Raw genomic sequence first — 23095 nt, 5'->3', positions numbered from 1 at the left:
CTGCTCCCGGGCAGATCAGGGCGGATCGGCGTCGTTCATCCGCCCTGATCTGCACCCGTGACGCCGGGGCAGCGCTGCGACGGCACCGTCTGCAGCAACCCGCTCCCGTCCGGTGGCCGGACGCCTCGCGCCCAGCGGCGGATCCGGATGGCAGGATAGGCCCATGTCGAGCAACAAGGAATTTGACGCCATCATCGTCGGCGGCGGCCACAACGGCCTGGCCGCGGCCGCGTACCTGGCCAAGGCCGGGCGGGAGGTCCTGGTCCTGGAAAAGCTGGAGCACCCCGGCGGCGCCGCGGTGTCCGCGCACGCGTTCGACGGCGTCGACGCCCGCCTCTCGCGCTACTCGTACCTCGTCAGCCTCCTGCCCCAGCAGATCATCGATGACCTCGGCCTGCGCGTCACGCTGGCGCGGCGGCGCTATTCCTCCTACACCCCGGACCCTGCGGACGGCAGCCGGGCCCTGCTGGTGGACAACGGGGACGAGGCCGCCACTGCGGCGTCCTTCGCCGCCGTCGGCGCGCCCGACGGCGAGTTCCGCGCCTTCACCGCGTTCTACGCCGCCTGCCGGCAGCTCACTGAAGCCCTCTGGCCCACCATGACCTCGCCGCTGCTGCCCCGATCCGTTGCGCGTTCCCTCGCCGCCCGGGCCGGCGTCGCCGAGGCATGGGAGGCCATGATCGAACATCCCATCGGGCACGCCATCAGCAAGAATTTGGGCAGCGACCTGGTCCGCGGCGTGGTCCTGACGGATGCGCTGATCGGGACGTTCGCCCAGGCCGACGACGAGGACCTGCAGCAAAACATCTGCTTCCTCTACCACCTGATAGGCGGTGGAACGGGCGACTGGGACGTGCCGGTCGGCGGCATGGGCGCGGTGTCCGGCGAGCTGGAGCGGGCCGCCCGCGACGCCGGCGCGACCATCCTGACTTCCGCGGACGTCACGGCGGTCCGGCCCGGCGGCGTCGTGGACTACCGCCACGGCGGCCAGGACCACACGGTAACCGCCGCGTGGGTCCTGTCCAATGTGGCGCCGGCCGTCCTGAACCGGCTGCGCAGCCGGCCTGCCGAGGGCGCCGCTGCCGGCGCCGCTGCCGCTGGCATTTCAGCGGGCGCCGCGGCCGCTGCCGGCAACCCGAACCATCGCCGCGAGGGCGCCCAGGTCAAGGTCAACCTGCTGCTCAAACGGCTCCCGGAGCTCCTGGACGGATCCGTCAGCCCGGAGGCCGCCTTCGGCGGGACGTTCCACATCAACGAGACGTGGTCCCAGCTCGACGCCGCCTACCGCACCGCCGCCGCCGGGTCCGTGCCCTCGCCGCTGCCGTGCGAAATCTACTGCCATTCGCTGACCGACCCCAGCATCCTGTCCCCGGAACTGCAGGCCGCCGGCGCCCAGACGCTGACCGTCTTTGGCCTGCACGTCCCGCACCGGCTGGTCACGGCCGAGAACAACGAGGACCGCCGCGCCGAGCTGCAGGCGGCCGTCCTGGCCTCCCTGAACTCCGTCCTGGCCGAGCCGATTGAGGATCTGCTCCTGACAGATCCGGACGGGAGGCCCTGCATCGAAACCAAGACCACCTTGGACATTGAACGCGCCGTCGGCATGCCCCAGGGCAACATCTTCCACGGCGGCCTCGACTGGCCGTTCGTGGAGGACGGCGAACCGCTGGACACCCCGGCGCGCCGCTGGGGCGTGGCGACGGACGATCCGCAGATCCTGCTCTGCGGTTCCGGCGCCCGCCGCGGCGGCGCCGTCAGTGCCATCGGCGGCCACAACGCCGCCATGGCCGTGTTGGAATCGGAACCGCCCCTCCGCAATGGGTGAACCGGAACTCGGAGAACCGCGCATGAAAGCCTCGTCGCGTGGCGTCCCGGCCGGGGGCAGCTGGAGCCCGCGGCTGGCGCTCTTAGTGGCTGCGACGTTCTTCATGGAATTCCTCGACGGGACCGTCCTGACCACGGCCATACCCAGTATCGCCGCGGATTTCGACGTGCCCGCCGCCGACGTCAACATCACCATGACGGCCTACCTGATGACGGTGGCGATGGGCATCCCGCTCAGCGGCTGGCTCGCGGAGCGGCTCGGTGCCCGCCGGGTGTTCTGTCTCGCCATTGCAATCTTCACGGCGGCGTCGCTGCTCTGCGCGCTCAGCCAGGACCTGACAATGCTGACCATGAGCCGTGTCCTGCAGGGTGCTGGCGGCGCCATGATGGTCCCTGTGGGCACGCTGGTGGTGCTCCGCGGAACGCCGAAGAAGGAGTTGCTGCGGGCCACCGCCTTCCTGGTGTGGCCCGGGCTGCTGGCCCCGGTCCTTGCCCCGCTCGTGGGCGGAGCGCTCACCACGTACCTGTCCTGGCACTGGATCTTCCTGGTCAACCTCCCCCTGGGCCTGGCGGCGTTCCTGGCCGCGCTGCGCCTGGTTCCCGCAGTGGGCGGCGACAGCACGCGGCGCCTCGACTGGCTCGGCCTGGTCCTCACCACGCTCGGGGTGGGGTCCCTGCTCATTGGTCTGGAACTGATCGGCGGCCGCGACGCCGGACTGCTGGCGGCCGCGGGGATCGTAGTGGGCCTGCTGTTTCTGACCGCAGCCGCGGCCTCGATGCGACGGACCAGCACGCCACTGTTCAATCTGTCCGTCTTCGGCGCACGGACGTTCCGCGCAACAGCGACGGGAGGCTTTGTGTACCGCCTGACCATCAGCGCCGTGCCGTTCCTGCTGCCGCTGATGTTCCAGGCCGGCTTCGGCTGGGACCCGCTGCGCGCCGGGGCGATGGTGTCCGCCGTGTTCGTGGGGAACATCGGAATTAAGCCCGCTACGACGCCCCTGATCCGGCGCTTCGGTTTCAAACCCGTTCTGGCGTTCGCATCGCTGGCCTCGGCCGCCACTTTTGCGCTGTGCGCACTGCTCGAGGCCGGCACGCCGGAGCCGCTGATTGTCGCCGTGCTGGTGGCCAGCGGAGCGTTCCGCTCGATCGGGTTCTCGGCCTACGCTTCCGTCCAGTACGCCGACGTCGCCCCGGGCCAACTGCCGTCCGCCAATGCCGTCTCCGCCACGCTCGTGCAGCTCTCCACAGCGGCCGGGATCGCTGTCGGGGCGCTCCTGCTGCGGGTCTTCGAGGCAAGCAGCCACGCCGCAGGAACCATCGGTGTCGCCGGGGGTCTTGCCGCCGGCGATCCGGCGGCGCCGTACCGGGCAGCATTCGTGGCCATCGCGGTCCTGATGCTCCTGAGCACGCTGGACAGCCTGGCCCTCCCCCGCCACGCCGGCGCGGAGGTCAGCCGGCCTGGCCCAGCACCAGCGGCAGAACGGCGCCGGCGCCGGCGAGCCTGAGGGCCCGCCCGGAGATGGTCAGGGTCCAGCGGCTGTCCACGAGGTCGTCCACCAGCATGACGCTCTGGCCACGGATTCCAGCCAGGGCGTCCTCCAGCTCCGGTCCCACCACCAGGCGGTCCCAGACGCCGGCGAGCCGGTAGGCACTGTTCCCGCCGCGGCCGCCGGTGGGTCCGCCGTGATTGAGCTGCAGCTGGCCGAGATACGGGATGCGGCCGATCTCGGAGATCCCGCGGGCCAGGGAGTCCACCAGCAGCGGCTTCCCGCGGGAGGGCAGGCTGATGATCGCGGCCGGCCGGCCGGCCCCGCTCCAGCCCGGGGACCGGGCATCTCCCGCGCCCCATTCCCGGAGCACCTGAACGCAGGCCTGCAGCATGCCGGGGTCTACGGCCCGGTCGGGTGCACCGGCGGCGAAGGCCTCGCGCAGGGCCCCGCCCCAGCCGAGGTCCGTCAGGCGCGCCAGCACCCGGCCGTCGGCGAGCGCTTCATCGGGCTTGATCTTGCCCTTGACGGGCACACCCAGGCGGTCCATTCCGCTGGGCCACTGCAGCCGCGGTTCAAGGACGACGCCGGCCCGGCGAAGGGTCTGCCCTGCGGTCTCCGTGGCGTCCTCGGCGATGTCGGCCCGGAACCAGCGGCCAGCGCAGTTGTCGCAGCGGCCGCAGGCGCGGGCTGTTTCGTCGTCCAGTACCGAGGTGATGTATTCCATTCGGCAGCCCGCGGTGTCCTGGTAGATGACCATCGAGTCCTGTTCATCCACCCGGGCCTCGGCGATCCGGCTGTACCGCTCGGCGTCGTAGTTCCACGGCTGTCCCGTGGAGCGCCAGCCGCCGCCGACGCGTTCGACGGCGCCGTCCACGGCCAGGACCTTCAACAGCAGCTCCAGCGGGGTGCGGCGCAGGTCCACCCGGGCCTCGAGCGCCACTGTGGACACTGCCGTTCCGGCCTCGGCGAGGGCTGTCAGGACGGCGGCAGCCTTTTCCTCGGACGGCATAGACGCGGTGGCAAAGTACTGCCAGATGTCGCGGTCCTCCGAACCGGGCAGCAGCAGGACATCGGCGTTCGCCGCGCCACGCCCGGCGCGGCCCACCTGCTGGTAATACGCCACCGGCGAGGACGGCGCGCCAAGGTGCACCACGAAGCCGAGGTCCGGCTTGTCGAAGCCCATGCCGAGCGCGGACGTGGCCACGAGGGCCTTGACCTGGTTGTCCTTAAGGAGATGCTCGGCGCGTTCCCGGTCCGCGGGGTCCGTGCGGCCGGTGTAGGCGAGCACCTCATGCCCCGCTTCGGCCAAGAGGCGGGCAGTGTCCTCGGCCGCCGACACCGTGAGCGTGTAAATGATGCCGCTGCCCTGCAAATCCTGCAGGTGGGTCAACAGCCAGCCCAGCCGTTCGCGGGAATCGGGCAGTGTCAGGACACCCAGCCGGAGCGAATCCCGGCCCAGGGCGCCCCGTATGGTGAGCACGTCCTTGCCGAGCTGCTCCTCGATGTCATGCACCACCCGGGAATTGGCCGTGGCGGTGGTGGCGAGCACCGGGACGGTGTCCGGCAGCTGTGTGATGAGGTCCGCGATGCGCCGGTAGTCGGGGCGGAAGTCGTGGCCCCAGTCCGAGATGCAGTGGGCCTCGTCAACCACCAGCAGCCCGGTCCGGCGCACGAGCTCGGGGAGCTGGTTTTCCCGGAAGGACGGGTTGGTGAGGCGCTCTGGCGAGACCAGCAGGACGTCCACTTCATCGGCGGCGAGCTGCTCGCGGACGGTGTCCCACTCCAACTGGTTCGCGGAGTTGATAGCGACCGCCCGCACCCCGGCCCGCGCCGCGGCCGCGACCTGGTCACGCATGAGCGCCAGGAGCGGGGAGACGATCAGGGTGGGGCCGGCGCCACGGCGGCGCAGCAGCAGGGAGGCGACGAAATACACGGCCGACTTCCCCCAGCCGGTGCGCTGCACCACCAGCGCCCGCCTGCCGCCGTCGACCAGGGCCTCAATGGCCTCGAACTGGCCGTCATGGAACTCCGCCCCAGGGTGGCCCACGAGCTCCCGCAGCACAGTCTGGGCCTGTTCCCGGGTCGAGGCCGTGGTGTCGGCGAGGGCGGTGCTGGAAAGGGCGTTCTGGTTACTGGCCATTGCTTCAGTATCCCAGCCCCCTCCGACAGCCATGAAGCCGGGGCCCGCTATGTGCACATCCCAGCCTGTGGACAAGCGTGCGGACACAGGTCACGGCGTCAGCGCCGCAACGTAAGATAAGACGCGTGACTACGGACAAGACAAAGACTTTTGACCTCTCGACCTCGTTCAAGGCCTATGACGTGCGCGGAATCGTGGGGCAATCCATTACCGCGGAAATCGTCGAAGCCGTCGGTGCTGCCTTCGTCGACGTCCTGGAACTCTCGGGGCAGACCGTGCTGGTGGGCGGGGACATGCGCCCCTCCTCCCCCGAGTTCGCCAAAGCCTTCGCCAACGGCGCAGCCACCCGCGGCGCCAACGTCCAGCTGCTGGACCTGATCTCCACCGACGAGCTCTACTACGCCTGCGGCGCCCTCAACGCCGCCGGCGCCACGTTCACCGCGAGCCACAACCCGGCCGAATACAACGGCATCAAGATGGCCAAGGCCGGCGCCGTGCCGATCTCCTCCGAAACCGGGCTCATGGAAATCCAAGCCCGCGCCGAGGAATACCTCAACGCCGGCACCATCCCCGCGGCCGGCAGCATTGGCCTCATTGGCGTGCAGGACGTCCTCAAGGGCTATTCGGAGTACCTGCGCGGCCTGGTGGACCTGCGCGGTTCACGGCCGCTGAAGGTTGTGGTCGATGCCGGCAACGGCATGGCCGGCCTCACCACCCCGGCCGTGCTTGGCGATGCCCTGCTGCCCAAGCTCCCCCTGGAGATCGTGCCGCTGTACTTCGAGCTCGACGGATCTTTCCCGAACCACCCGGCCAACCCTCTGGAACCGGAAAACCTGCGCGACCTGCAGGCCGCCGTCCTAGAGCATGGCGCGGACATCGGCCTGGCGTTCGACGGCGACGCCGACCGCTGCTTCGTCATCGACGAAAAGGGCGAGCCCGTCTCGCCGTCGGCCATCACGGGCATGGTGGCCCGCCGCGAAATCGCCCGCGCGCAGGGCATCGGCGAAGACACGCCCACCGTCATCCACAACCTGCTGACCTCCCGCGCGGTTCCGGAACTCGTGGAGCGCCTCGGCGGCCGCCCCGTCCGTACCCGCGTGGGGCACTCCTTCATCAAGGCCGTCATGGCCGCGGAAGGAGCCATCTTCGGCGGGGAACACTCGGCCCACTTCTACTTCCGCGACTTCTGGAACGCGGACACCGGCATGTTGGCCGCCATGCACGTCCTGGCCGCCCTGGGCGAGCAGGACGGACCGCTCTCCGAGCTCGGCCGCGAATACGAGCCGTACCAGTCATCCGGCGAGATCAATTCGGAAATCGAGGACAAGGCCGCCGCGGTCGAGCGGGTCCGCAAGGATTTCCACGACGACGACGTCGAGGTCGACTATCTCGACGGCAGCACCTTTATCGCCGCCGACGGCAGCTACTGGTTCAACCTGCGCCCGTCCAACACCGAGCCGTTCCTGCGCCTCAACGTCGAAGCCGCGGACACCGCCACTATGGAACGCGTCCGCGACCGCGTCCTGGCGCTGGTCCGGGGCTAGCCGTGGCCGCACACCCCGAAGAGTCCTCGAACACCGGTTCCTGGCGCGAGTCCGTGCCGGACGCCAGCGCCACGGACCTGGAGAACCTGCTGGGGACCGGCGTCGGCGCCGCGCAGGAGCAGCTGGAACGCAACGGCGGCTTCCTGCCGTTCGCCCTGGTGGTGCAGAACGACGGCGAGGTCCGGCTGGTTGCTGTGACCCCCGCGGACGCGAGCGACGGATCGCAAGGCGACTTCGACGCGGACGCCATGATCCGGGACCTCCATGAGCTGCTCCGGCAGCACCGGGAGGAGTTCCGGGCCGCCGCCGTCGTCTGTGACATCACGCTGCTCGAGGAAGACTCGGACGCCATTCACGTTGCGGCAGAGCACCAGGACGGCTCCTTGTTCGCCGCGGTCCTGCCCTACGCCGCGAACGCCGGGACGCACGAACTCGAATTTGGCCAGCTGGCCGCCGATACCAACGAGCCCGCCGTCTGGGTGGACTAGACCTCCCTTAGGCTGGGGATATGAAGATCAATGCGTTCGCCGATGTGAGCCTGCGCGCTTTGCTGGTGCTCGCGGCCGCTCCTGACGGCGGGCTCCTGACCACCCAGAGCATTGCCGACGCCGTCGGCACCCCGTACAACCACGTCAGCAAGGCGATGGCAAAGCTGCGCGCACTGGGCCTGATCGACGTCGAACGCGGCCGCAACGGCGGTTCCCGGCTGAGCAGCGCCGGCCGGACCGCTACGGTGGGCCAGCTGCTGAGGCAACTCGACACCCGTCTGGACCCGGCCGACTGCATTGCCTCGGGCGGCACGTGCCCGCTCATCACCGAATGCCGCCTCCGGGCCGCGCTTGCCCGGGCCCGCGAAGCCTTTTATAGCGAACTCGACGGGATTGTGATCGCCTCGCTGCCGACCTCACGGCAGATGACACCGGTGTTCGAGGCGATCGGGCTGCGGCCCGGGCTGTAGGATGCACTCAGGTCCTCGGCCGCCCGGCCTGCCCAGCAGCAGCACCGACTGCCCGACACGCCCGAAAACACCCGATTTGCGTCGTTCTTCTACGGCATGTAGAAATAAGGCATAAATACACGCATTTCAAATGACAGTATTTACATCGCGGTCCGGTTGAAGACCCCCGGGCCACTATCTCAGGAGTCAACATGCTCTCGGACAAGTCCTTCCCCGTCATCGAGGCCACCCTGCCGCTCGTCGGTTCCCGGATCGGGGAGATCACCCCCAAGTTTTATGCACGCCTCTTCGCCGCCCACCCGGAACTGCTGGACGGGCTCTTCAGCCGCTCGAACCAGGGCAACGGCAACCAGCAGCAGGCCCTGGCCGGAAGCATCGCCGCTTTCGCGAGCCACCTGGTCAGCAACCCGGGGACCCTGCCGGAGACGGTGCTGTCCCGCATCGCGCACCGCCACGCTTCCCTCGGCATCACGGAACCGCAGTACCAGGTGGTCTACGAGCACCTCTTCGCGGCCATCGCCGACGACCTGGCACTGGTTATCACCCCGGAAATCGCCGAGGCCTGGACCGAGGTCTACTGGCTCATGGCGGACGCGCTGATCAAGCTCGAGAAGGGCCTCTACGCCGCCCAGGCCAACGGCAAGATGTGGACCCCCTGGAAGGTCGCCGCCAAGACCCCCGCCGGCACCGGCTCCATCACCTTCACCCTGGAACCGGCCGACGACACCCCCATCACCGCTGCCCTCCCCGGCCAGTACGTCAGCGTCAAGGTCACCGTTGCGGACGGGCTCCGCCAGGTCCGCCAGTATTCCCTCTCCGGCGACGCCGGCACCAGCCGCAGCTTCACCACCAAGCTCGACGACGGCGGCGAGGTCTCCCCCGTGCTGCACAACAGCGTCGAGGTCGGCGACATCATCGAAATCTCCAACCCCTACGGCGAAATCACGCTCAAGGAGGGCGACGGCCCCGTGGTCCTGGCCTCGGCCGGCATCGGCTGCACGCCCACGGCGTCCATTCTGCGCTCCCTGGCCGAGTCCGGCTCGGACCGCCAGGTCCTGGTCCTGCACGCCGAAAGCACCCTGGACAGCTGGGCGCTGCGCTCCCAGATGACGGACGACGTCGCACGCCTCGACGGCGCCGACCTGCAGCTCTGGCTGGAGGAACCGCAGGCCGGCTCGAACGCAGGTTTCATGTCCCTGCGCGAGGTGGACCTCCCGGCCAACGCCTCGCTGTACCTGTGCGGTCCGCTGCCGTTCATGAAGAACATCCGCAACGAGGCCATCAACGCCGGCATCCCGGCCACGAAGATCCACTACGAGGTCTTCGGCCCGGACATCTGGCTCGCCAGCTAAACTACTCATCGACGGCGGCCCCGCACCTTTCGCAACAAAGGTGCGGGGCCGCCTTCGTGGTTCACCTGACAAAGCAGCCAGGCCGGGCTCACCCCGCGGCAGGCGCCCCGGTGATCGCATGGCCGAAGCGCAGGAGATTGCCGGGGTCATACGTGGCCTTCGCGGACCGCATCCGCTCGTAGACCGCAGGAGACCACGCCCTGGCCCGGTCGGCCTCGTCGCCCGGCTCGCCATGGAAATTGACCAGCGTGTATCCGGTTGAGTGGGGAGCCATCGCGGCAAGGATCCCGCGGATGGATGCCGCCACCGCCTCCGCAATGGGCGGCACCTTGAAGCCGACGAGGAACAGCAGGAAGGCCGCGTCCCGCCCCGACACCGCATCCGGCACTGCATCTGGCATAACCCCCGGCCGGGACAGTGCAGGCCGGGACAGTGCCCCACCGAGCGGCCGGATCTCCACCAGCAGCAGCGGGCAGTCCGAACCGTCCCCGGTGAGCTCGAGCAGGTCCGCAACAGTCTCGTCGCCGAAATCCTTCAGGAGCGCTCCGCCTTCAGTGAAGGGCAGCGGGTCCGCGGGGTCCATGTGGATCTGGTCGACGTCGAGGTAGCTCATGGGCCCGGCCGTGTCCATCAATGGAGTCGAGACTGCGCGCATCGGGGCAAGCAGCGCGTCGCCGTCCTCGCGGTTGCCCAGGAAGGCAAAGCGCAGGTGCACGACGAACTGGTTCCGCAGCGGTTCGGGTACGAAGTCCATGTCCGGGAGACGCAGCAGGGAGACCGATGGCGAGGCGTCGTCGGGCAGGGTGGGCAGCCATTGACGGAAGGCGGCCAGGATCGTGGCCGCATCTGCCCCGGGATAGATGATGCCGCCTCCGTAGAACTCACTGACGGGAAAGAGGCTGAACTCGAGTGCGGTCACGATCCCGAAGTTGCCTTTGCCCCCGCGCATCAGTGAAAACAGCTCGGCCTCGGCGTCGGCGTCGATCCGCCGCAGCGCGCCGTCGGCGGTGACGATGTCCATGCTGCGGACGTGGTCCGCCGCGAAGCCGTGGGCGCGGCCGAGGACGGGCAGCCCGCCACCCACTGTGTACCCGACGACGCCCACATCGGTACTCGAGCCGTGCAATCCGACTAATCCGTGCGGCACGCTCGCCTCCAGGAGGGTGCGCCACTTCACTCCGGCGCCGACGCGTGCGGTGCGTTCAACCGGATCGATCTGCAGGTCCTGCAGGCGCCGCGTGTTGATGAGCAGGCCGCCATCGATCGCTGAATCGGCGCCGTGCCCGGTGGACTGGACGGACACGGGAATCCGGTGTTCTGCCGCCCATTTCACCGCGGCTGCGACGTCCTGGGCATCTGCGGCGCCAAGAACGACGTCGGGCCGGTGCACCGTTGCGACGTTGAAGGCGAAGGTCTCCTCCGCGAATTCGGGGCTGCCCGGCAACACGACCGGGCCGCCGACCGCCCTGGACAAGGCATGGATGTCGTCGCTGACAAGCATGTTGCACTCCTGAAATCTCGCTGGCCGCGAGCATGTCGGGGGCGCGGCTGCACCCGCCCGGAATGCCTCCCAGCGCCCTCTCCAGTCGGCGGCCGGCCCGGCTGATGGAATGCGGACAAGCCTAGGGGCGTGCTCGGATGCGGCCTAGGGACCTAAGTCCCGGCGGGACCCGCAACAGGAAACGGCGGCCCCGCACCTTTGAAAGGTGCGGGGCCGCCGTCGTTGTCGCTGAGTGCCGGCTGCTACTGCTGAACGGCCATGCGGGCCTTCAGGCCGTCCAGCTCGGCCTGCAGTGCCTCGGGCAGCGAGCTGCCGAAGTTCGCGAACCAATCCTCGATGGAGGCCAGCTCAGTGGCCCACTCGGCCGGATCAACCCGGACGGCTTCTTCAACCTGGGCGGGCGTCATGTCCAGGCCGGTGAGGTCGATTGCGTCAGCGGTGGGGACGAACCCGATGGGGGTCTCCACGGCGTCGGCCTTGCCCTCGAGGCGTTCGATGGCCCACTTCAGGACACGGGAGTTGTCCCCGAAGCCGGGCCAGGCGAAGCCGCCCTCGGAATTGCGGCGGAACCAGTTGACCAGGAAGATCTTGGGCAGGCGCTCCGGGTTGGCCTTGGCGGACAGGTTGACCCAGTGGTTCAGGTAATCGCCTGCGTCGTAGCCGATGAAGGGCAGCATCGCCATCGGATCCCGGCGGACAACGCCGACGGCACCGGCAGCCGCGGCTGTGGTCTCGGAGGACAGCGTGGAGCCCATGAAGATGCCGTTGGACCAACTGCGCGCCTCGGTGACCAGCGGGATGGTGGTCTTGCGGCGCCCGCCGAACAGGATCGCGGAAAGCTCCACACCGTCCGGGTTGTAGTACTCCTCGGCCAGCATGTCGATCTGGTCGATCGGCGTGCAGAAGCGGGAGTTCGGGTGGGCAGCGGGCTTGTCCGAATCGGGCGTCCAGGAGTTACCCTGCCAGTCGGTCAGGTGTGCGGGCACTTCCTCGGTCATGCCCTCCCACCACACGCCGCCGTCGTCCGTGAGGGCGACGTTGGTGAAGATGCTGTGGCCCTTGGCGATGGCGCGCATCGCGTTGGGGTTGGTGCCCCAGCCGGTGCCCGGGGCCACGCCGAACAGGCCGGCCTCAGGGTTGACGGCGCGGAGCTCGCCTTCCTTGCCGAACCGCATCCAGGTGATGTCGTCACCGAGGGTTTCGACCTTCCAGCCCTCGATGGTCGGATCCAGCAGGGCGAGGTTGGTCTTGCCGCAGGCCGACGGGAAGGCCGCGGAGACGTAGTAGTTCTTCTTCTCCGGCGAGGTCAGCTTGAGAATGAGCATGTGCTCGGCCAGCCAGCCTTCGTCCCGTGCCATCACCGAGGCGATGCGCAGCGCGTAGCACTTCTTGCCGAGCAGGGCGTTGCCGCCGTAGCCGGAGCCGAAGGACCAGATGGAGCGCTCCTCCGGGAAGTGGACAATCCACTTGTCCGGGTTGCACGGCCACGGGACATCAACCTGGCCGGGGGCCAGCGGGGCGCCCAGGGAGTGCAGGGCGGGGACGAAGAACGCGTTGGTAGCGGTGATCTTGTCCAGAACCTTGGTGCCGATAGTGGCCATGATGCGCATGGAGGCGACAACGTAGGCACTGTCGGTGATTTCGACGCCGAATTTGGGGTCCTCGGCGTCGAGGTGGCCCATCACGAAGGGGATCACGTACATGGTGCGGCCGCGCATGGAGCCGGCGAACAGGCCGCGCAGCTTTTCCTTCATCTGCGCCGGGGCCATCCAGTTGTTGGTGAAGCCTGCGTCGTGTTCCTTCTCGGAGCAGATGAAGGTCTGCTCTTCGACGCGGGCCACGTCGGCGGGGTCAGAGAACGCCGCGAAGGACTTGGGGAAGAGGTCCTCGTTCAGCCGGGTCAGGGTGCCTGCGGCCACGAGCTCGTCAGTGAGCCGCGTGTTCTCCGCTTCCGACCCGTCAACCCAGTAGATCCGGTCCGGCTGAGTCAGTTCAGCCACCTCTTCTACCCATGCCAGCAGACCGGCATGTGTGGTGGGTGCTTTTTCAAGCAACGGCAGTCGCGCCAGATCTCCCATTACGGTTCCCTTCCTCGGGTTCAGTGGTGTGTCCTAAATGCTAGGGCTCGGCAGGGTGCCCATTTCGGGCCCGGACATGGGATGACCAAGCCGGCTCAAATCAAAAACCGCGGAAATTCAAGGAAGTAGCCAGCCGCCATGCACCCGTTTAGTGACTAAGGTCACATAGACCGGTCTAGTCGGCTAAATTACACCCGCTTCGATTTGTAACTGGGCGCGGCCTCGCGTAAAGTAATTCGAGGTTCGGGGAGCGAGAAGTTCTCCAAGAGCCGAGAATGCGCCCATAGCTCAGCTGGATAGAGCGTCTGTCTACGGAACAGAAGGTCAGGGGTTCGAATCCCTTTGGGCGCACAGAAGAAGAAGATCCGCCCCGGTTCGCCGGGGCGGATCTTATGTTTTAAGCGCCCGCGGTACGCGCAAAGTACAGATGCCAAGCACACCCGCAAAGTACACAGGCACGGTACACAGCCAGGGGCTAGCGGCCCACGCAGCAGGGATCAGCCCGTGGCCTGGGCGATGATGTCCCGAATTGCGTCGAAATGGGTGCTGAGCCGTTCGGCTGCCAGGGCCTTATCCGCCGAGGCGACAGCCTCATAGATCCCCCTGTGCTGCGCCGCCGTCGCCGGGAGGTCGACGGCGTACGGACCGCCGAGTTCGAGGTGGATGGTGCGGTACACCTTCCAGAAGACATCCATCAGGCTGATCAATAAATCGTTGTTCAGCGGCTCGAAAAGCCGGCGGTGGAACTCCGCGTCGGCCTCGATGAAGGGCTCCCCGGCAGCAGCCAGCGCTTCCATCCGATGCACAGATTCCTCCACGGCGGCCAGCTGCTCTGCGCTGATCCGGTCCATGGCAGCGCCTACCAAGCCGGATTCGAGCGCTTGCCGGACCTCCACGAGCTGCAGGGCTTCCTCACCGTGATGGCGCAGCGACAGCCGGGCCCGGAACGTGAGCCCGTCAGTCAGGGCTTCGAAATTGCTCGGCGCCACAAACATGCCGAAGCCGTGGCGGATCTCGATGACACCCAGCGCCTGGAGCGCCTTCAGGGACTCCCTCAGCGTGTTGCGGCCGACGCCGAGGGCCGCAGTGAGCTCGCTCTCCGTCGGCAACGGGTCCCCGGGAACAAGGTCGCGCTCAAGGATCAGCTCCAGGATGTCCGACTGAAGTGCCCGGAGCCGGGTCTGGGCACTGAACCTCGCCAGCGGTATGGCCGTGCCTGTTGTCATGTTGCGTGCGGCCATGGCCGCCTCCTCCCCCAAGTATGGTCCCAACAGTAGCGACCGTCCCCCCCGCCTGCAAAGGGCCCGGCCCGGCATATTACGCCGGAACCCAGCACCGCCGGCGCCCGGGGCGCCCGCCCGGATCCGGCCAGGGCCCCGGCGTAGGCTGGTGCCATGACAGCACAGCTTCTGCGGGAATTCGATGTCATTGTGATCGGCGCGGGCGCCGTGGGCGAAAACGTGGCGGACCGCGTGGTCCGCGGCGGCCTGACGGCGGTGCTCATCGAGGCGGAGCTGGTAGGCGGCGAGTGCTCGTACTGGGCCTGCATGCCCTCGAAAGCGCTCCTGCGCCCGGGAACCGCACTGCACGGGGCCCAGACTGTCCCGGGAGCCCAGGAAGCCGTCACGCGCACCCTGGATCCGGCAGCCGTCCTGAAGCGCCGGGACTACTTCACCTCGAACTGGCAGGACGACAGCCAGGTCAAGTGGGTGGAGGACACCGGGATCGAGCTGATCCGCGGCCATGGCTGGATCACCGCCCCGCGGCAGGTCGAAGTGGCAGGGCTGGACGGCAACAGCTACGCGCTGACGGCCCGGCACGCCGTGGTGGTCGCCACGGGATCCACCCCCAACCAGCCGCCGGTCGAAGGGCTTCACGACGTCGAGTACTGGACCACCAGGGAGGCGACCTCCGCCCGCGCCGTCCCGGCGCGGCTGGCGGTCCTAGGCGGCGGGGTTGCCGGCGTCGAACTCGCCCAGGCCTATGCCCGCCTTGGCGCGTCCGTGACTCTCGTGGCCCGCGGCAGCCTGTTGGGCGTTTTCCCGGAGCAGGCCGCCGACCTGGTCGCGGCCGGGTTGCGCGCCGACGGCGTCGACCTCCGCCTGCATACAGGGACCCGGAGCGTGCACGAGAACGACGACGGCTCCCTCACGGTCGTGCTCGACGGCGGCCCCAAGGACAACCCGGGCCCGGCCCATGGCGCCACGGTGACGGCGGACAAGCTGCTCGTCACCACCGGCCGGCACCCCGCCCTTGAGGGACTCGGCCTGGACAGCGTCGGCCTCCCGGCGCCCGAGGGCGGGACCCTGCGGCTCACTACCGATTCCACCGGACTAGTCCACCAAGCCACCGACAACGAAGTGTCCGGCAACCCGTGGCTCTATGCTGCCGGCGACGCCGCCGGACGGGCCATGCTGACCCACCAGGGCAAGTACGGTGCCCGGGCCACGGGAGACGCCATTGCCGCCCGGGCCAAGGGCGAACTCACCGGCGAGCCGGCACCGTGGAGCCGTTTTGCCCAGACGGCATATGAGCACGCTGTGCCGAATGTGGTGTTCACCGACCCGGAGCTGGCGAATGTCGGCCGGACCATGGCGCAGGCGGAGAAAGACGGTTTCCGGGCCTCTGCCGTGGAGCTTCCCATCCAGGTGGCCGGCTCGTCCCTGCACGCCGAACACTATGAAGGGTGGGCGCAGCTGGTCATCGACGAGGACCGCAGGGTGCTGCTGGGCGCCACGTTCGCCGGCCCGGATGTGGCCGAACTCCTGCATGCCGCCACGATTGCGGTGGTGGGGGAAGTTCCGCTGGAGCGTCTGTGGCACGCCGTGCCCTCCTATCCGACCATCAGCGAAGTCTGGCTCCGCCTGCTGGAGGAATACGGCCTCTGAACCGGCCGGAGCGGCTGCGGCACGTCTGGTTCATCACACCCAACCCATTCTATTTGAACTGACTGGTCAGTTTAGTTAGCCTTGAGTGGACATCGTTCCTGCGAAAGGCCCGCTTTGCTCTGCGTACAACAGCTCTCCGTGACCGGCCGGCGGGATGACCTGCTGCCGCCCACCTCGCTGGAGGCCGCGCGCGGAGACCTCCTGCTGGTCGAAGGTGTCCGCCAGGACCAGCGGACCGCCCTGGCCCTGGCCCTTAGCGGACGTATGAAGCCCTCCGCCGGGATCGTGAGCTGGGACGGAAATACCCGGATCAAAGTGCTCCGGCAGGCGAGCAGCGTGGTCGACTCCCCCGGCGTCAACGAGCCCGAACAGCACCTGAGCGTCCGCGACCTCGTCACCGAGGATCTGGCCCTGGTGCCGCGCCGCCACCGCGGCGCCGCGCGCAGCACGCCCTGGCTAAGGCTCAACAATTTCGAAGACATCGCCGGGCTTTGGACCGAGCAGCTGCCGGCGGGCCGGCGGACCGGGCTCCTCACGGCGCTCGCCCTCGCCAATCCGGACACCGATCTCCTCGTGGTGGACTCCCCCGACCGGCACAGCGGCGATGCCGCCGACTGGCTGCCGCGGCTGCAGGAACTGGCGCACGACGCCGGGCGGCCGCTGGCCGTCGTCGCCACCGTCACCCGCATTCCGGACGGCTGGACGGGGCCCGCCGCCGTGATCGGCAATGCCGTCCCGCAAGCTGAACCCGATGCTGACGACGCCGATGCTGATGCAGCCCAGACTCGCGTAGGTCGCCGTCCCGAAACTTTCTTGCCCGAATCCCTCTCACCCGAAACCGAGGACGCAAAGTGACAGTGCTGCGGCTGGCCCGCTCCGAGCTCAAACGAATGACCGGCGGGCTGCTTCCCAAGCTGACCATTCTGGCCCTGGCCCTCGTTCCATTGCTCTACGGCGCCGTGTACCTCTACGCCAACTGGGATCCGTACGGCAAGTTGAACCAGATCGATGCGGCCCTGGTGGTCCAGGACTCCGGTGCCTCGTCCGCCGACGGCACGCGGCTGGAGGCCGGCCGGAAGGTGGCCGAGAGCCTGGTGGACCGCCATGTTTTCAACTGGAAGACGGTCGCCAGCACGGAGGAGGCAGACCAGGGCGTCAGCAACGGCACCTACGCCTTCGCCCTGAAAATCCCGCAGGACTTTTCCGCGAACCTGGTCTCCCCCGGCAGCTTCGACGCCGCCAACCAGGCCATGCTGAACGTCACCACCAACGATGCCAACAACTATCTGCTGAGCACCATCGTGGACAAGCTGACCACCGCGGTGCACACGACGGTCGCCAAGGAGGTGGGCGAGGAGACCGCCAACCAGCTCCTCACCGGATTCGGCACCATACACACGCAGATGCTCAAGGCCTCCGACGGCGCCGGCCAGCTCGCCGACGGCGTCGCCCGGCTTCACGACGGCACCGTGACCCTGCACCAGGGCACCGGCGAACTCACATCCGGCGCCACCGAGCTGTACAACGGCGAAGTCAAGCTCCGGGACGGCGCCACTGCGCTCAGCGCCGGGGCCGGACAGCTCAGCAGCGGCCTCACCCAGCTCAAGGACAAGACGGCAGCCCTGCCCGCCGACGCACAGCGGCTGGCTGACGGCGCCGCCCAGGTGGCCGCGGGCAACGCCGCGCTCAACGCCCAGGTGCAGGCCATTCCCGGACAACTCGCGGCCGCGGAACAAACCGCGCAGCAGGCCGCCGCGCAGGCCCAGCGGAGCAGGGTCGTGGCGTCCACGGCCCGCCTGGTCGCCGCCGGCGTCCTCAGCCAGGAGCAGGCCGACAAGGTGGTTGCCGACGTCGACGCCACTCCGGCCCCGCCGGCGGCTTCTGCCGTGGCTTCTCCCTCCGGCGCCAAGCTGCAGGCTGCCGCCGCCCAGGTCCAGAAGCTGGCCGACGGTTCCGCCGCCGTCAGCGCCGGCGCCTCACAACTGGCCGGCGCCGCGCCCGCCCTCAGCGACGCCGTCGCCAAGGCCTCCGCCGGGGCGGACCAGCTCGCCGGCGGTTCGGCGGCCCTCGCTGCCGGCCAGCAGAACGCCGTCGACGGTGCCGGCAAGCTCGTGCAGGGAGCCCAGAAACTCGACGACGGCGCGGCGCAGCTGGAGAGCGGCGCGGCGACGGCCTCCGACGGCGCGGGAACGCTCGCCGCGGAACTCGCCCAGGGCGCCGGGAAGGTCCCCAACCCCGACGACGCCCAGAAGGACAGCCTCTCCAAGGTCATGGCGGATCCAGTCGCCGTCAGCAATGTTTCGCAGGCCAAGGCTGGGTCCTACGGCGCCGGACTTGCGCCGTTCTTCCTGACGCTGTCCCTGTGGATCGGCATCTTCATGCTGGTGCAGGCGATGCGCCCGGTCACCCAGCGCGCGCTGGCCTCCAATGCACCGGCCTGGAAGATCGCTGCCGGCGGCTGGCTTCCGTTCCTGGCGGTGTCCGCCGTGCAGGCCAGCCTGCTGACCCTGGTGGTGGACGTGGGGCTCGGACTGAACCCCGCCCACCCGGTGCTCATGTGGTTCCTCATGCTGGCGGCCGCGATGGCGTTCAGCGCAATCATCCAGGGCGTGGTTGCGCTGCTTGGTTCGCCCGGCAAGCTCGTGGTGCTGATCCTGCTGGTGCTGCAGCTGGTCTCCTCCGGCGGCACGTTCCCGTGGCAGACCACGCCCGAGCCGCTGCACGTGGTGCACCAGATCCTGCCGATGGGCTACGTGGTCAGCGGCATGCGGCACCTGATCTACGGCGCTGACCTGGCCATCATCCTGCCCACCATGCTGGGGCTGGTTGGCTACACTTTGCTGGGACTGGCAATGTCAACCGTTGCCGCCCGGAAGAACAAATACTGGACCCCCAAGACGCTGAAACCGGAGATCGCCGTATGACCACCAGCCAAAGCGGCGGCAGCGCGGCAGGTCCCGGGGACGCGGAGAAAAAGCTCCGGCCCGCCCGCACCAACGCCACGAAGCAGAAACTGTTCGAGGCGTCCATGGAACTGATCGGAGAGCGCGGCGCGGCGGGCGTGACGGTGGACGAGATCGCCACGGCGGCCGGGGTGTCCAAGGGCACGGTGTATTACAACTTTGGCAGCAAGTCGGACCTGATTGCCCAGCTGCTGCGCCACGGCGTGGACATCCTCATGGCACGGCTCCTGAGCGTCCGGGACGACTCCGCCGATCCCCTCGCCGCCATGGAGGAGATGATCGGCCAGGCCATGGACTTCATGGCCGAGTACCCGTCCTTCGCCCGGCTTTGGGTCAGCGAAAACTGGCGCACTCCCAGTGAATGGCAGGACACCTTCGCAGAGCTCCGCGCGCGCCTGCTCGCGGTGATCGGCTCTGCCATCGATGGTGTCGCCGCCGCCTATCCCGTGGATCCCGGTGTATCCCGGGGCAGCCTCGAAACGGCAATCTTTGGGGCCTGTTTCGTGGTGGGCCTGGACCGCCAGACGTACAACCCGGAGCGGACCAGGGAGCAGAGTGTGGCCGCAATTATGGCCTCCATGCGCGGCTACGTCGTGAAGCAGCCGCCCACTCAGGCATGATTGTTCACATGCGTCACATGGGTACCAACGGGAAGATCGCCATCGGAGCGTTCCTCGCCGCCCTGGGACTTTTGGTCCTGACCGGAATCACCCTGCACGAGTGGGTGCTGGTGTGGTTCGTCGGGGCTGCCGCCACGGCCTATGTGGCCTGTGTGGCGGAGGTGGTGGTCCGGCGCCGGCACAAGACCCTGGCCGCGAGCGGGGTCGGCAGCATCCTCTTCATCGCGTTCGGGATCGCATTCCTGCGCCAGTGGGGACTGGCCTTCAACCCCGATCCCGACGCCCTGTCCACGCACGTCGATTCCGAGCATCCGGATCTGTACTTCTATCTGGCCGCGGCCGCCGGAGCCGTCACGTTGCTGTTGCTGTTTGCCGGCACTGTCCTGCCCGGCAAGAGCCGCGGCCGGCGTTCCCCGGGCCGGGCTCCGCGACGCCGCCCGGCGCCTGCCGCACGAGGCGCGGCGACGAGGTCCGCGAGCCCGAGGCCGTCCGCGCCGCGTCCGACGCCGAGGGGAACCGCCGCACGCCCGGCGGCTCCGCGGGCGGCGGCCCGGCCCGCAGCAAAGTCACCCGTAAAGGCGCCCGTAAAGGCGCCCGCAAAGGCGCCCGCTGCCAAGTCACCTGCTACCAAGTCACCTGCCCGGACCTCCGCCCGCCGCTGACTCCGGAGCGCGGCCCTTGGCGGCTCAGTGGATTCGGGTTAGAGGTTCGAGGTCTCGGTCAGAGGTTTCGCGGCTTGTCTTCCCGGGGGGCGGTATCCGGGCCCTGTGCGGTGTCGGCCCGGGTCACGTCTTCCCGGCTGCGCTGGTCGTCGGGCACTTGGTTGCCGGAGGCGGGGTTGCCGGGGACGGTGTTGCCGCTCGCTGGCTCGCCGGTGGCCCTCTCGGAGCGCAAATCCGCGCGGGTCGGCATTTCCCTGGTTTCGCCTTCGCGTTCGGAGGTGACCACATCAGGGTCCACTTCGTCGGCTTTGCGCAGTTGCTCCTGCGCGCCGGAGCGGACGCTTTCCGCCTCTTCCTGGCGGCTGCGGGCAACCTGGCGCAGGCGCTCGGCTTCGAGGTCGGCCTCCTGCGCGTCGGCCTCGGCACGCGCCGCCTTGGCCTCACGTTCCCGCGCAGCGAATTCGTCGGCCTTGGCCTGTTCCCGCATCTCGGCGGCGCGGTTCCGGTCCGCGGCCACTTTGCGCTTGCGGCTGATCATGACTGCCACTGCCACGATCGCGAGCACCACAACGATGCCGACGACAATTCCTATGAGCTGCCCTGAATCCACGTTGATCCACCTTTTCTCTCGGGTTGCCTAACCTGCCCCAAAAAACCACTGGAAAAACCACATCAGCGAACAGCAACAGTAAACCGCAGAACGGGGCCGGTAGCTATGGTCTCGGGAACCGCTGTCCGGGCTGGCCTGCGGCTATTTGGCGCGGGGGACCTTAAAGTGGGTCAGTTTGGCGTCCTGCCCGTCCAGTTCGGACCACGACTTTTCCGTTTCCAGGATGGTCAGAGCGCTGGTCGGAAAGCGGGTGGCGGCGTCCATATAGGCGTCGTGGTCGGAATCGCGCGACGCCAGATGCATGGCGAGGTCCTGCACACCGGGCATGTGCGAGATCACCATGAGGGTGCTCACGGTGTCCGGGACATGGTTGATCACCGCCAGCATGCGCGAGGCGGACGCGGCGTACAGGCCATCCTCGAGCTTGGGCGTCGGCGCCTTGTCCCCGAGGGCGTGGCACACCCAGGTGCAGGTCTGGCGGGTCCGCAGCGCGCTGGAGCAGAGGATGAAATCAGGGACCACGCCGTGCTTTAGCAGCCACTTTCCGGCGACCGGGGCATCTTTGTGGCCGCGCTCTTCGAGCGGCCTTTCGTGGTCGGCAACCCCACCGGGCCAGTCGGACTTGGCGTGCCGCATGATCACCAGCCGTTTGATGTGATGCGCGCTCATGCCCCAATCCTAGTGCGGTGGCTGCCGCCAGGCGCCCAGCCCGCCAGCGGCCGCTCAGTCTTCAAGGACAAAGGTCACTTCCAGCACCACGTGCCAGGCAACAACGGCGCCGTCGCTGATTTCAACCTTTTGTTCCTTCACCCACGCCCCCGTGACATTGCGCAGGGTCTTGTTAGCCCGGTCGATGCCCTCCTTGATGGCAGCATCAAACGAGGTTTTGGAGTTCGCGCTCAGGGTAGTAATCCGTGCAACAGACATGTCTTCCTCCCAATTGTCGGCTCAACGGTCCGAGACTACGCCGGAGCCAGGAAACGCAACAGAGTCCACCCCCACGCACAGCGGCTTCGCCGGATTTGGGGCCGTGCCCGTCCCCAGCCGCTCCCAACTCTCGCAAGCTCGAGTCGGGGCCCTCGCGGCAGTGGGCCCCCGCGGTGCCCGCCACGCCGCGGCCCCAAGATCCGGCCTCGCCGCCTCAGCCGCGGAGGCACATGCCCGTCAGCCAGCCCACCCAAAGCGCCCGTCGGGGAATGTGACTGCCCGGCGGAAGCGAAGTGGGTTTCCGCGTAGTGCCGCATCGCCGACTGAGGAACGAAGGAGGAAAAGAGCTGGCCGGATTCCTTGTCCGAGCTTGCGAGGTTAAGGGAGCCAGCGAACGCTAAGGCACGGCAAAGAGCCGCCTGGAGCGCGTGAAACGCGCTCTGGAGAACACGAAAGCGCCCGCCCCAATGAGAGGAACGGACGCTTTGCGTGGGCTAGAAGCTAGATCGAGTATTCCGGAGCGGCCCAGACCACTACTTCGGGGTGCTCGTAGAACCGGTACCCCTGGCCGCGCACAGTGCGCACGGTGTTGGCGAGGCGGCCGAGCTTGGAACGCAGGCGGCGGATGTGGACGTCGATGGTCCGCTCGTTCGGGACCTCTTCGGCGTTCCGCCACAGGCCTTCGAGGAGCTCGTCGCGGCCCACAGTGCGTGTGCCGTTCTCCACGAGGTAGTTCAGGAGCTCGAACTCTTTGAATGTCAGGTTCAGGGATTCGCCGTCGAGGTGCACCTCACGGCGGGCGAGGTCGATCAGCACTCCGGAAGGCCGCGGATCCTGCGGCTGCTGCAGGCGTGCGGTTTCGGTGCGCTGGCGGGCCCCTGCGGTGGGGTCACCGAAGGTCGAGCGGACGACGTCGAGCGCGGAACCCGGGGCGCTGGCCGGTGCGACGGCGACGGCGGCATAGCTTTCGGCGCCGGCAACGAGCGACTGTGCGTAGGCCCGGATTTCCTGGGCAAGCTTGGCGATGGACGTGCCGGCCGCGGCTGCGGTTTCCTCGTCGATCCCCATGTACAGCACGAAGCCGCGGGCCACGTTGTCGCTGGGGGCTGGACGGACCGGGCTGCCGGAACCCGGGGCAATCACCGGGGTGGGCGCCGTGGCGGGGGCGGGCGGAACGGCGCGGAGCTGGCCGTAGGAGTCAGGGTTGTAGCCCTGCGCTGCATATCCGGGGGCGGGGAAGCTGCCGGTGGATCCGGCGGGTGCGAACGCAGAGCGGCCCCCAAAGCCCTGGCGGATCCCGGAGGCCTGGCCGGCCTTGCTGGCGTTACGGACGGAGATGTGGACGTATCCGGATGCAACTGACATGGAATGCTTACCTCAATGTGAATGGCCGTCATCGCGGCTCGAATGCTTCTTTCCCCGCAATGAAATTGGGGAGGGGCGCCCGACTCTGGGCTGGGGGGCGAATGCCTAGAAACTCTTTGGGGTGTAAAAGTTAGGCGTGCATTCGACAACAGCGCGTCTCGGTACCAGCG

The 23095-nt window shown here is 68.3% G+C and carries 19 protein-coding genes and 1 tRNA gene; 12 read left to right on the top strand and 8 right to left on the bottom strand.

Annotated elements, in window-relative coordinates:
* Positions 1-163 precede the first annotated feature (163 nt).
* Together AC1DR1_RS09730 and AC1DR1_RS09725 are read left to right on the top strand one after the other, a co-directional pair.
* On the top strand, positions 164-1825 hold the full coding sequence (locus AC1DR1_RS09730; RefSeq protein WP_229992735.1) for a phytoene desaturase family protein: 1662 nt from the start codon (positions 164-166) through the stop codon (positions 1823-1825).
* Between the two features lie 22 nt (positions 1826-1847).
* Complete coding sequence (locus AC1DR1_RS09725) at positions 1848-3332, top strand: MFS transporter (RefSeq protein WP_229992734.1); 1485 nt, start codon at positions 1848-1850, stop codon at positions 3330-3332.
* Here the strand turns inward: AC1DR1_RS09725 and AC1DR1_RS09720 are convergent.
* Positions 3277-5457: a RecQ family ATP-dependent DNA helicase gene (locus tag AC1DR1_RS09720; RefSeq protein ID WP_229992733.1), complete on the bottom strand. Its 2181-nt coding sequence runs from the start codon at positions 5455-5457 to the stop codon at positions 3277-3279. The two genes, AC1DR1_RS09725 and AC1DR1_RS09720, sit on opposite strands and share 56 nt — an antisense overlap.
* 125 nt (positions 5458-5582) lie before the next feature.
* Here AC1DR1_RS09720 and AC1DR1_RS09715 point away from each other — a divergent pair, with 125 nt between their 5' ends.
* The 4 genes from AC1DR1_RS09715 to AC1DR1_RS09700 all read left to right on the top strand — a co-directional run bounded on the left by AC1DR1_RS09715 (position 5583) and on the right by AC1DR1_RS09700 (position 9311).
* Positions 5583-7001 carry a phosphomannomutase/phosphoglucomutase gene (locus AC1DR1_RS09715; protein ID WP_229992732.1) on the top strand — a complete coding sequence of 473 codons (1419 nt, stop codon included), beginning with the start codon at positions 5583-5585 and terminating at the stop codon, positions 6999-7001.
* A gap of 2 nt (positions 7002-7003) precedes the next feature.
* Positions 7004-7489 (top strand): hypothetical protein, encoded by a 486-nt coding sequence (locus tag AC1DR1_RS09710; RefSeq protein ID WP_229992731.1) that lies wholly within the window; start codon positions 7004-7006, stop codon positions 7487-7489.
* 20 nt (positions 7490-7509) lie between these two features.
* Positions 7510-7959, top strand: coding sequence for an RrF2 family transcriptional regulator (locus tag AC1DR1_RS09705; protein ID WP_229992730.1), 450 nt, complete (start codon positions 7510-7512; stop codon positions 7957-7959).
* A 191-nt stretch (positions 7960-8150) separates the two neighbouring features.
* On the top strand, positions 8151-9311 hold the full coding sequence (locus AC1DR1_RS09700) for a globin domain-containing protein (RefSeq protein ID WP_229992729.1): 1161 nt from the start codon (positions 8151-8153) through the stop codon (positions 9309-9311).
* Positions 9312-9399: 88 nt separating this feature from the next.
* Here the strand turns inward: AC1DR1_RS09700 and AC1DR1_RS09695 are convergent, their stop codons facing one another.
* Both AC1DR1_RS09695 and AC1DR1_RS09690 read right to left on the bottom strand, forming a co-directional pair.
* Complete coding sequence (locus AC1DR1_RS09695) at positions 9400-10812, bottom strand: FAD-binding oxidoreductase (protein ID WP_476992524.1); 1413 nt, start codon at positions 10810-10812, stop codon at positions 9400-9402.
* A 242-nt stretch (positions 10813-11054) separates the two neighbouring features.
* Positions 11055-12890, bottom strand: coding sequence for a phosphoenolpyruvate carboxykinase (GTP) (locus AC1DR1_RS09690; RefSeq protein ID WP_229992727.1), 1836 nt, complete (start codon positions 12888-12890; stop codon positions 11055-11057).
* A gap of 277 nt (positions 12891-13167) precedes the next feature.
* On the opposite strand from AC1DR1_RS09690, the gene AC1DR1_RS09685 reads away from it, so the two are divergent.
* Positions 13168-13241, top strand: a tRNA-Arg gene (locus tag AC1DR1_RS09685).
* A 146-nt stretch (positions 13242-13387) separates the two neighbouring features.
* On the opposite strand, the gene AC1DR1_RS09680 is transcribed toward AC1DR1_RS09685, so the two are convergent.
* On the bottom strand, positions 13388-14116 hold the full coding sequence (locus AC1DR1_RS09680) for a FadR/GntR family transcriptional regulator (RefSeq protein WP_229992776.1): 729 nt from the start codon (positions 14114-14116) through the stop codon (positions 13388-13390).
* Positions 14117-14284: 168 nt separating this feature from the next.
* Between AC1DR1_RS09680 and AC1DR1_RS09675 the strand changes: the two genes are divergently transcribed.
* From AC1DR1_RS09675 to AC1DR1_RS09655, 5 genes are all read left to right on the top strand, one after another.
* On the top strand, positions 14285-15778 hold the full coding sequence (locus AC1DR1_RS09675; RefSeq protein ID WP_229992726.1) for a dihydrolipoyl dehydrogenase family protein: 1494 nt from the start codon (positions 14285-14287) through the stop codon (positions 15776-15778).
* 114 nt (positions 15779-15892) lie between these two features.
* Positions 15893-16633 carry an ABC transporter ATP-binding protein gene (locus tag AC1DR1_RS09670; RefSeq protein WP_229992725.1) on the top strand — a complete coding sequence of 247 codons (741 nt, stop codon included), beginning with the start codon at positions 15893-15895 and terminating at the stop codon, positions 16631-16633.
* A complete protein-coding gene (locus AC1DR1_RS09665; protein WP_229992724.1) occupies positions 16630-18702 on the top strand; it encodes a YhgE/Pip family protein in 2073 nt (690 codons plus the stop codon). Before AC1DR1_RS09670 ends, AC1DR1_RS09665 begins: the two co-directional genes overlap by 4 nt.
* A complete protein-coding gene (locus AC1DR1_RS09660) occupies positions 18699-19361 on the top strand; it encodes a TetR/AcrR family transcriptional regulator (protein ID WP_229992723.1) in 663 nt (220 codons plus the stop codon). The genes AC1DR1_RS09665 and AC1DR1_RS09660 overlap by 4 nt, the downstream gene beginning before the upstream one ends.
* Before the next feature lie 8 nt (positions 19362-19369).
* The gene (locus AC1DR1_RS09655) at positions 19370-20023 is read left to right on the top strand and encodes a hypothetical protein (RefSeq protein WP_229992722.1); all 654 of its coding nucleotides are present in this window, start codon (positions 19370-19372) and stop codon (positions 20021-20023) included.
* A gap of 58 nt (positions 20024-20081) precedes the next feature.
* Here AC1DR1_RS09655 and AC1DR1_RS09650 read toward each other — a convergent pair whose 3' ends face one another.
* The 4 genes from AC1DR1_RS09650 to AC1DR1_RS09635 form a co-directional block, all read right to left on the bottom strand.
* Entirely contained in the window at positions 20082-20633 is a 552-nt protein-coding gene (locus tag AC1DR1_RS09650) for a hypothetical protein (protein WP_229992721.1), read from the bottom strand.
* 141 nt (positions 20634-20774) lie between these two features.
* The gene (locus AC1DR1_RS09645; RefSeq protein WP_229992720.1) at positions 20775-21302 is read right to left on the bottom strand and encodes a SixA phosphatase family protein; all 528 of its coding nucleotides are present in this window, start codon (positions 21300-21302) and stop codon (positions 20775-20777) included.
* A 54-nt stretch (positions 21303-21356) separates the two neighbouring features.
* Positions 21357-21560 carry a dodecin family protein gene (locus tag AC1DR1_RS09640; RefSeq protein ID WP_018774263.1) on the bottom strand — a complete coding sequence of 68 codons (204 nt, stop codon included), beginning with the start codon at positions 21558-21560 and terminating at the stop codon, positions 21357-21359.
* A 501-nt stretch (positions 21561-22061) separates the two neighbouring features.
* A complete protein-coding gene (locus AC1DR1_RS09635) occupies positions 22062-22925 on the bottom strand; it encodes a winged helix-turn-helix domain-containing protein (protein ID WP_364748255.1) in 864 nt (287 codons plus the stop codon).
* Positions 22926-23095 lie beyond the last annotated feature (170 nt).

This window comes from Arthrobacter sp. P4_F10, from assembly GCF_056401435.1.
Note: the sequence above shows the minus strand (reverse complement) of the source record. Positions and strands in the feature narration are given on the sequence as shown.

What these genes read in the sequence shown, in the direction of transcription:
- AC1DR1_RS09730 (WP_229992735.1), top strand. Translation starts at nt 164, where the DNA reads ATGTCGAGCAACAAGGAATTTGACGCCATCATCGTCGGCGGCGGCCAC.
- AC1DR1_RS09725 (WP_229992734.1), top strand. Translation starts at nt 1,848, where the DNA reads ATGAAAGCCTCGTCGCGTGGCGTCCCGGCCGGGGGCAGCTGGAGCCCG.
- AC1DR1_RS09720 (WP_229992733.1), bottom strand. Translation starts at nt 5,457, where the DNA reads ATGGCCAGTAACCAGAACGCCCTTTCCAGCACCGCCCTCGCCGACACC.
- AC1DR1_RS09705 (WP_229992730.1), top strand. Translation starts at nt 7,510, where the DNA reads ATGAAGATCAATGCGTTCGCCGATGTGAGCCTGCGCGCTTTGCTGGTG.
- AC1DR1_RS09700 (WP_229992729.1), top strand. Translation starts at nt 8,151, where the DNA reads ATGCTCTCGGACAAGTCCTTCCCCGTCATCGAGGCCACCCTGCCGCTC.
- AC1DR1_RS09695 (WP_476992524.1), bottom strand. Translation starts at nt 10,812, where the DNA reads ATGCTTGTCAGCGACGACATCCATGCCTTGTCCAGGGCGGTCGGCGGC.
- AC1DR1_RS09690 (WP_229992727.1), bottom strand. Translation starts at nt 12,890, where the DNA reads ATGGGAGATCTGGCGCGACTGCCGTTGCTTGAAAAAGCACCCACCACA.
- AC1DR1_RS09680 (WP_229992776.1), bottom strand. Translation starts at nt 14,116, where the DNA reads ATGACAACAGGCACGGCCATACCGCTGGCGAGGTTCAGTGCCCAGACC.
- AC1DR1_RS09675 (WP_229992726.1), top strand. Translation starts at nt 14,285, where the DNA reads ATGACAGCACAGCTTCTGCGGGAATTCGATGTCATTGTGATCGGCGCG.
- AC1DR1_RS09660 (WP_229992723.1), top strand. Translation starts at nt 18,699, where the DNA reads ATGACCACCAGCCAAAGCGGCGGCAGCGCGGCAGGTCCCGGGGACGCG.
- AC1DR1_RS09655 (WP_229992722.1), top strand. Translation starts at nt 19,370, where the DNA reads ATGCGTCACATGGGTACCAACGGGAAGATCGCCATCGGAGCGTTCCTC.
- AC1DR1_RS09645 (WP_229992720.1), bottom strand. Translation starts at nt 21,302, where the DNA reads ATGAGCGCGCATCACATCAAACGGCTGGTGATCATGCGGCACGCCAAG.
- AC1DR1_RS09640 (WP_018774263.1), bottom strand. Translation starts at nt 21,560, where the DNA reads ATGTCTGTTGCACGGATTACTACCCTGAGCGCGAACTCCAAAACCTCG.
- AC1DR1_RS09635 (WP_364748255.1), bottom strand. Translation starts at nt 22,925, where the DNA reads ATGTCAGTTGCATCCGGATACGTCCACATCTCCGTCCGTAACGCCAGC.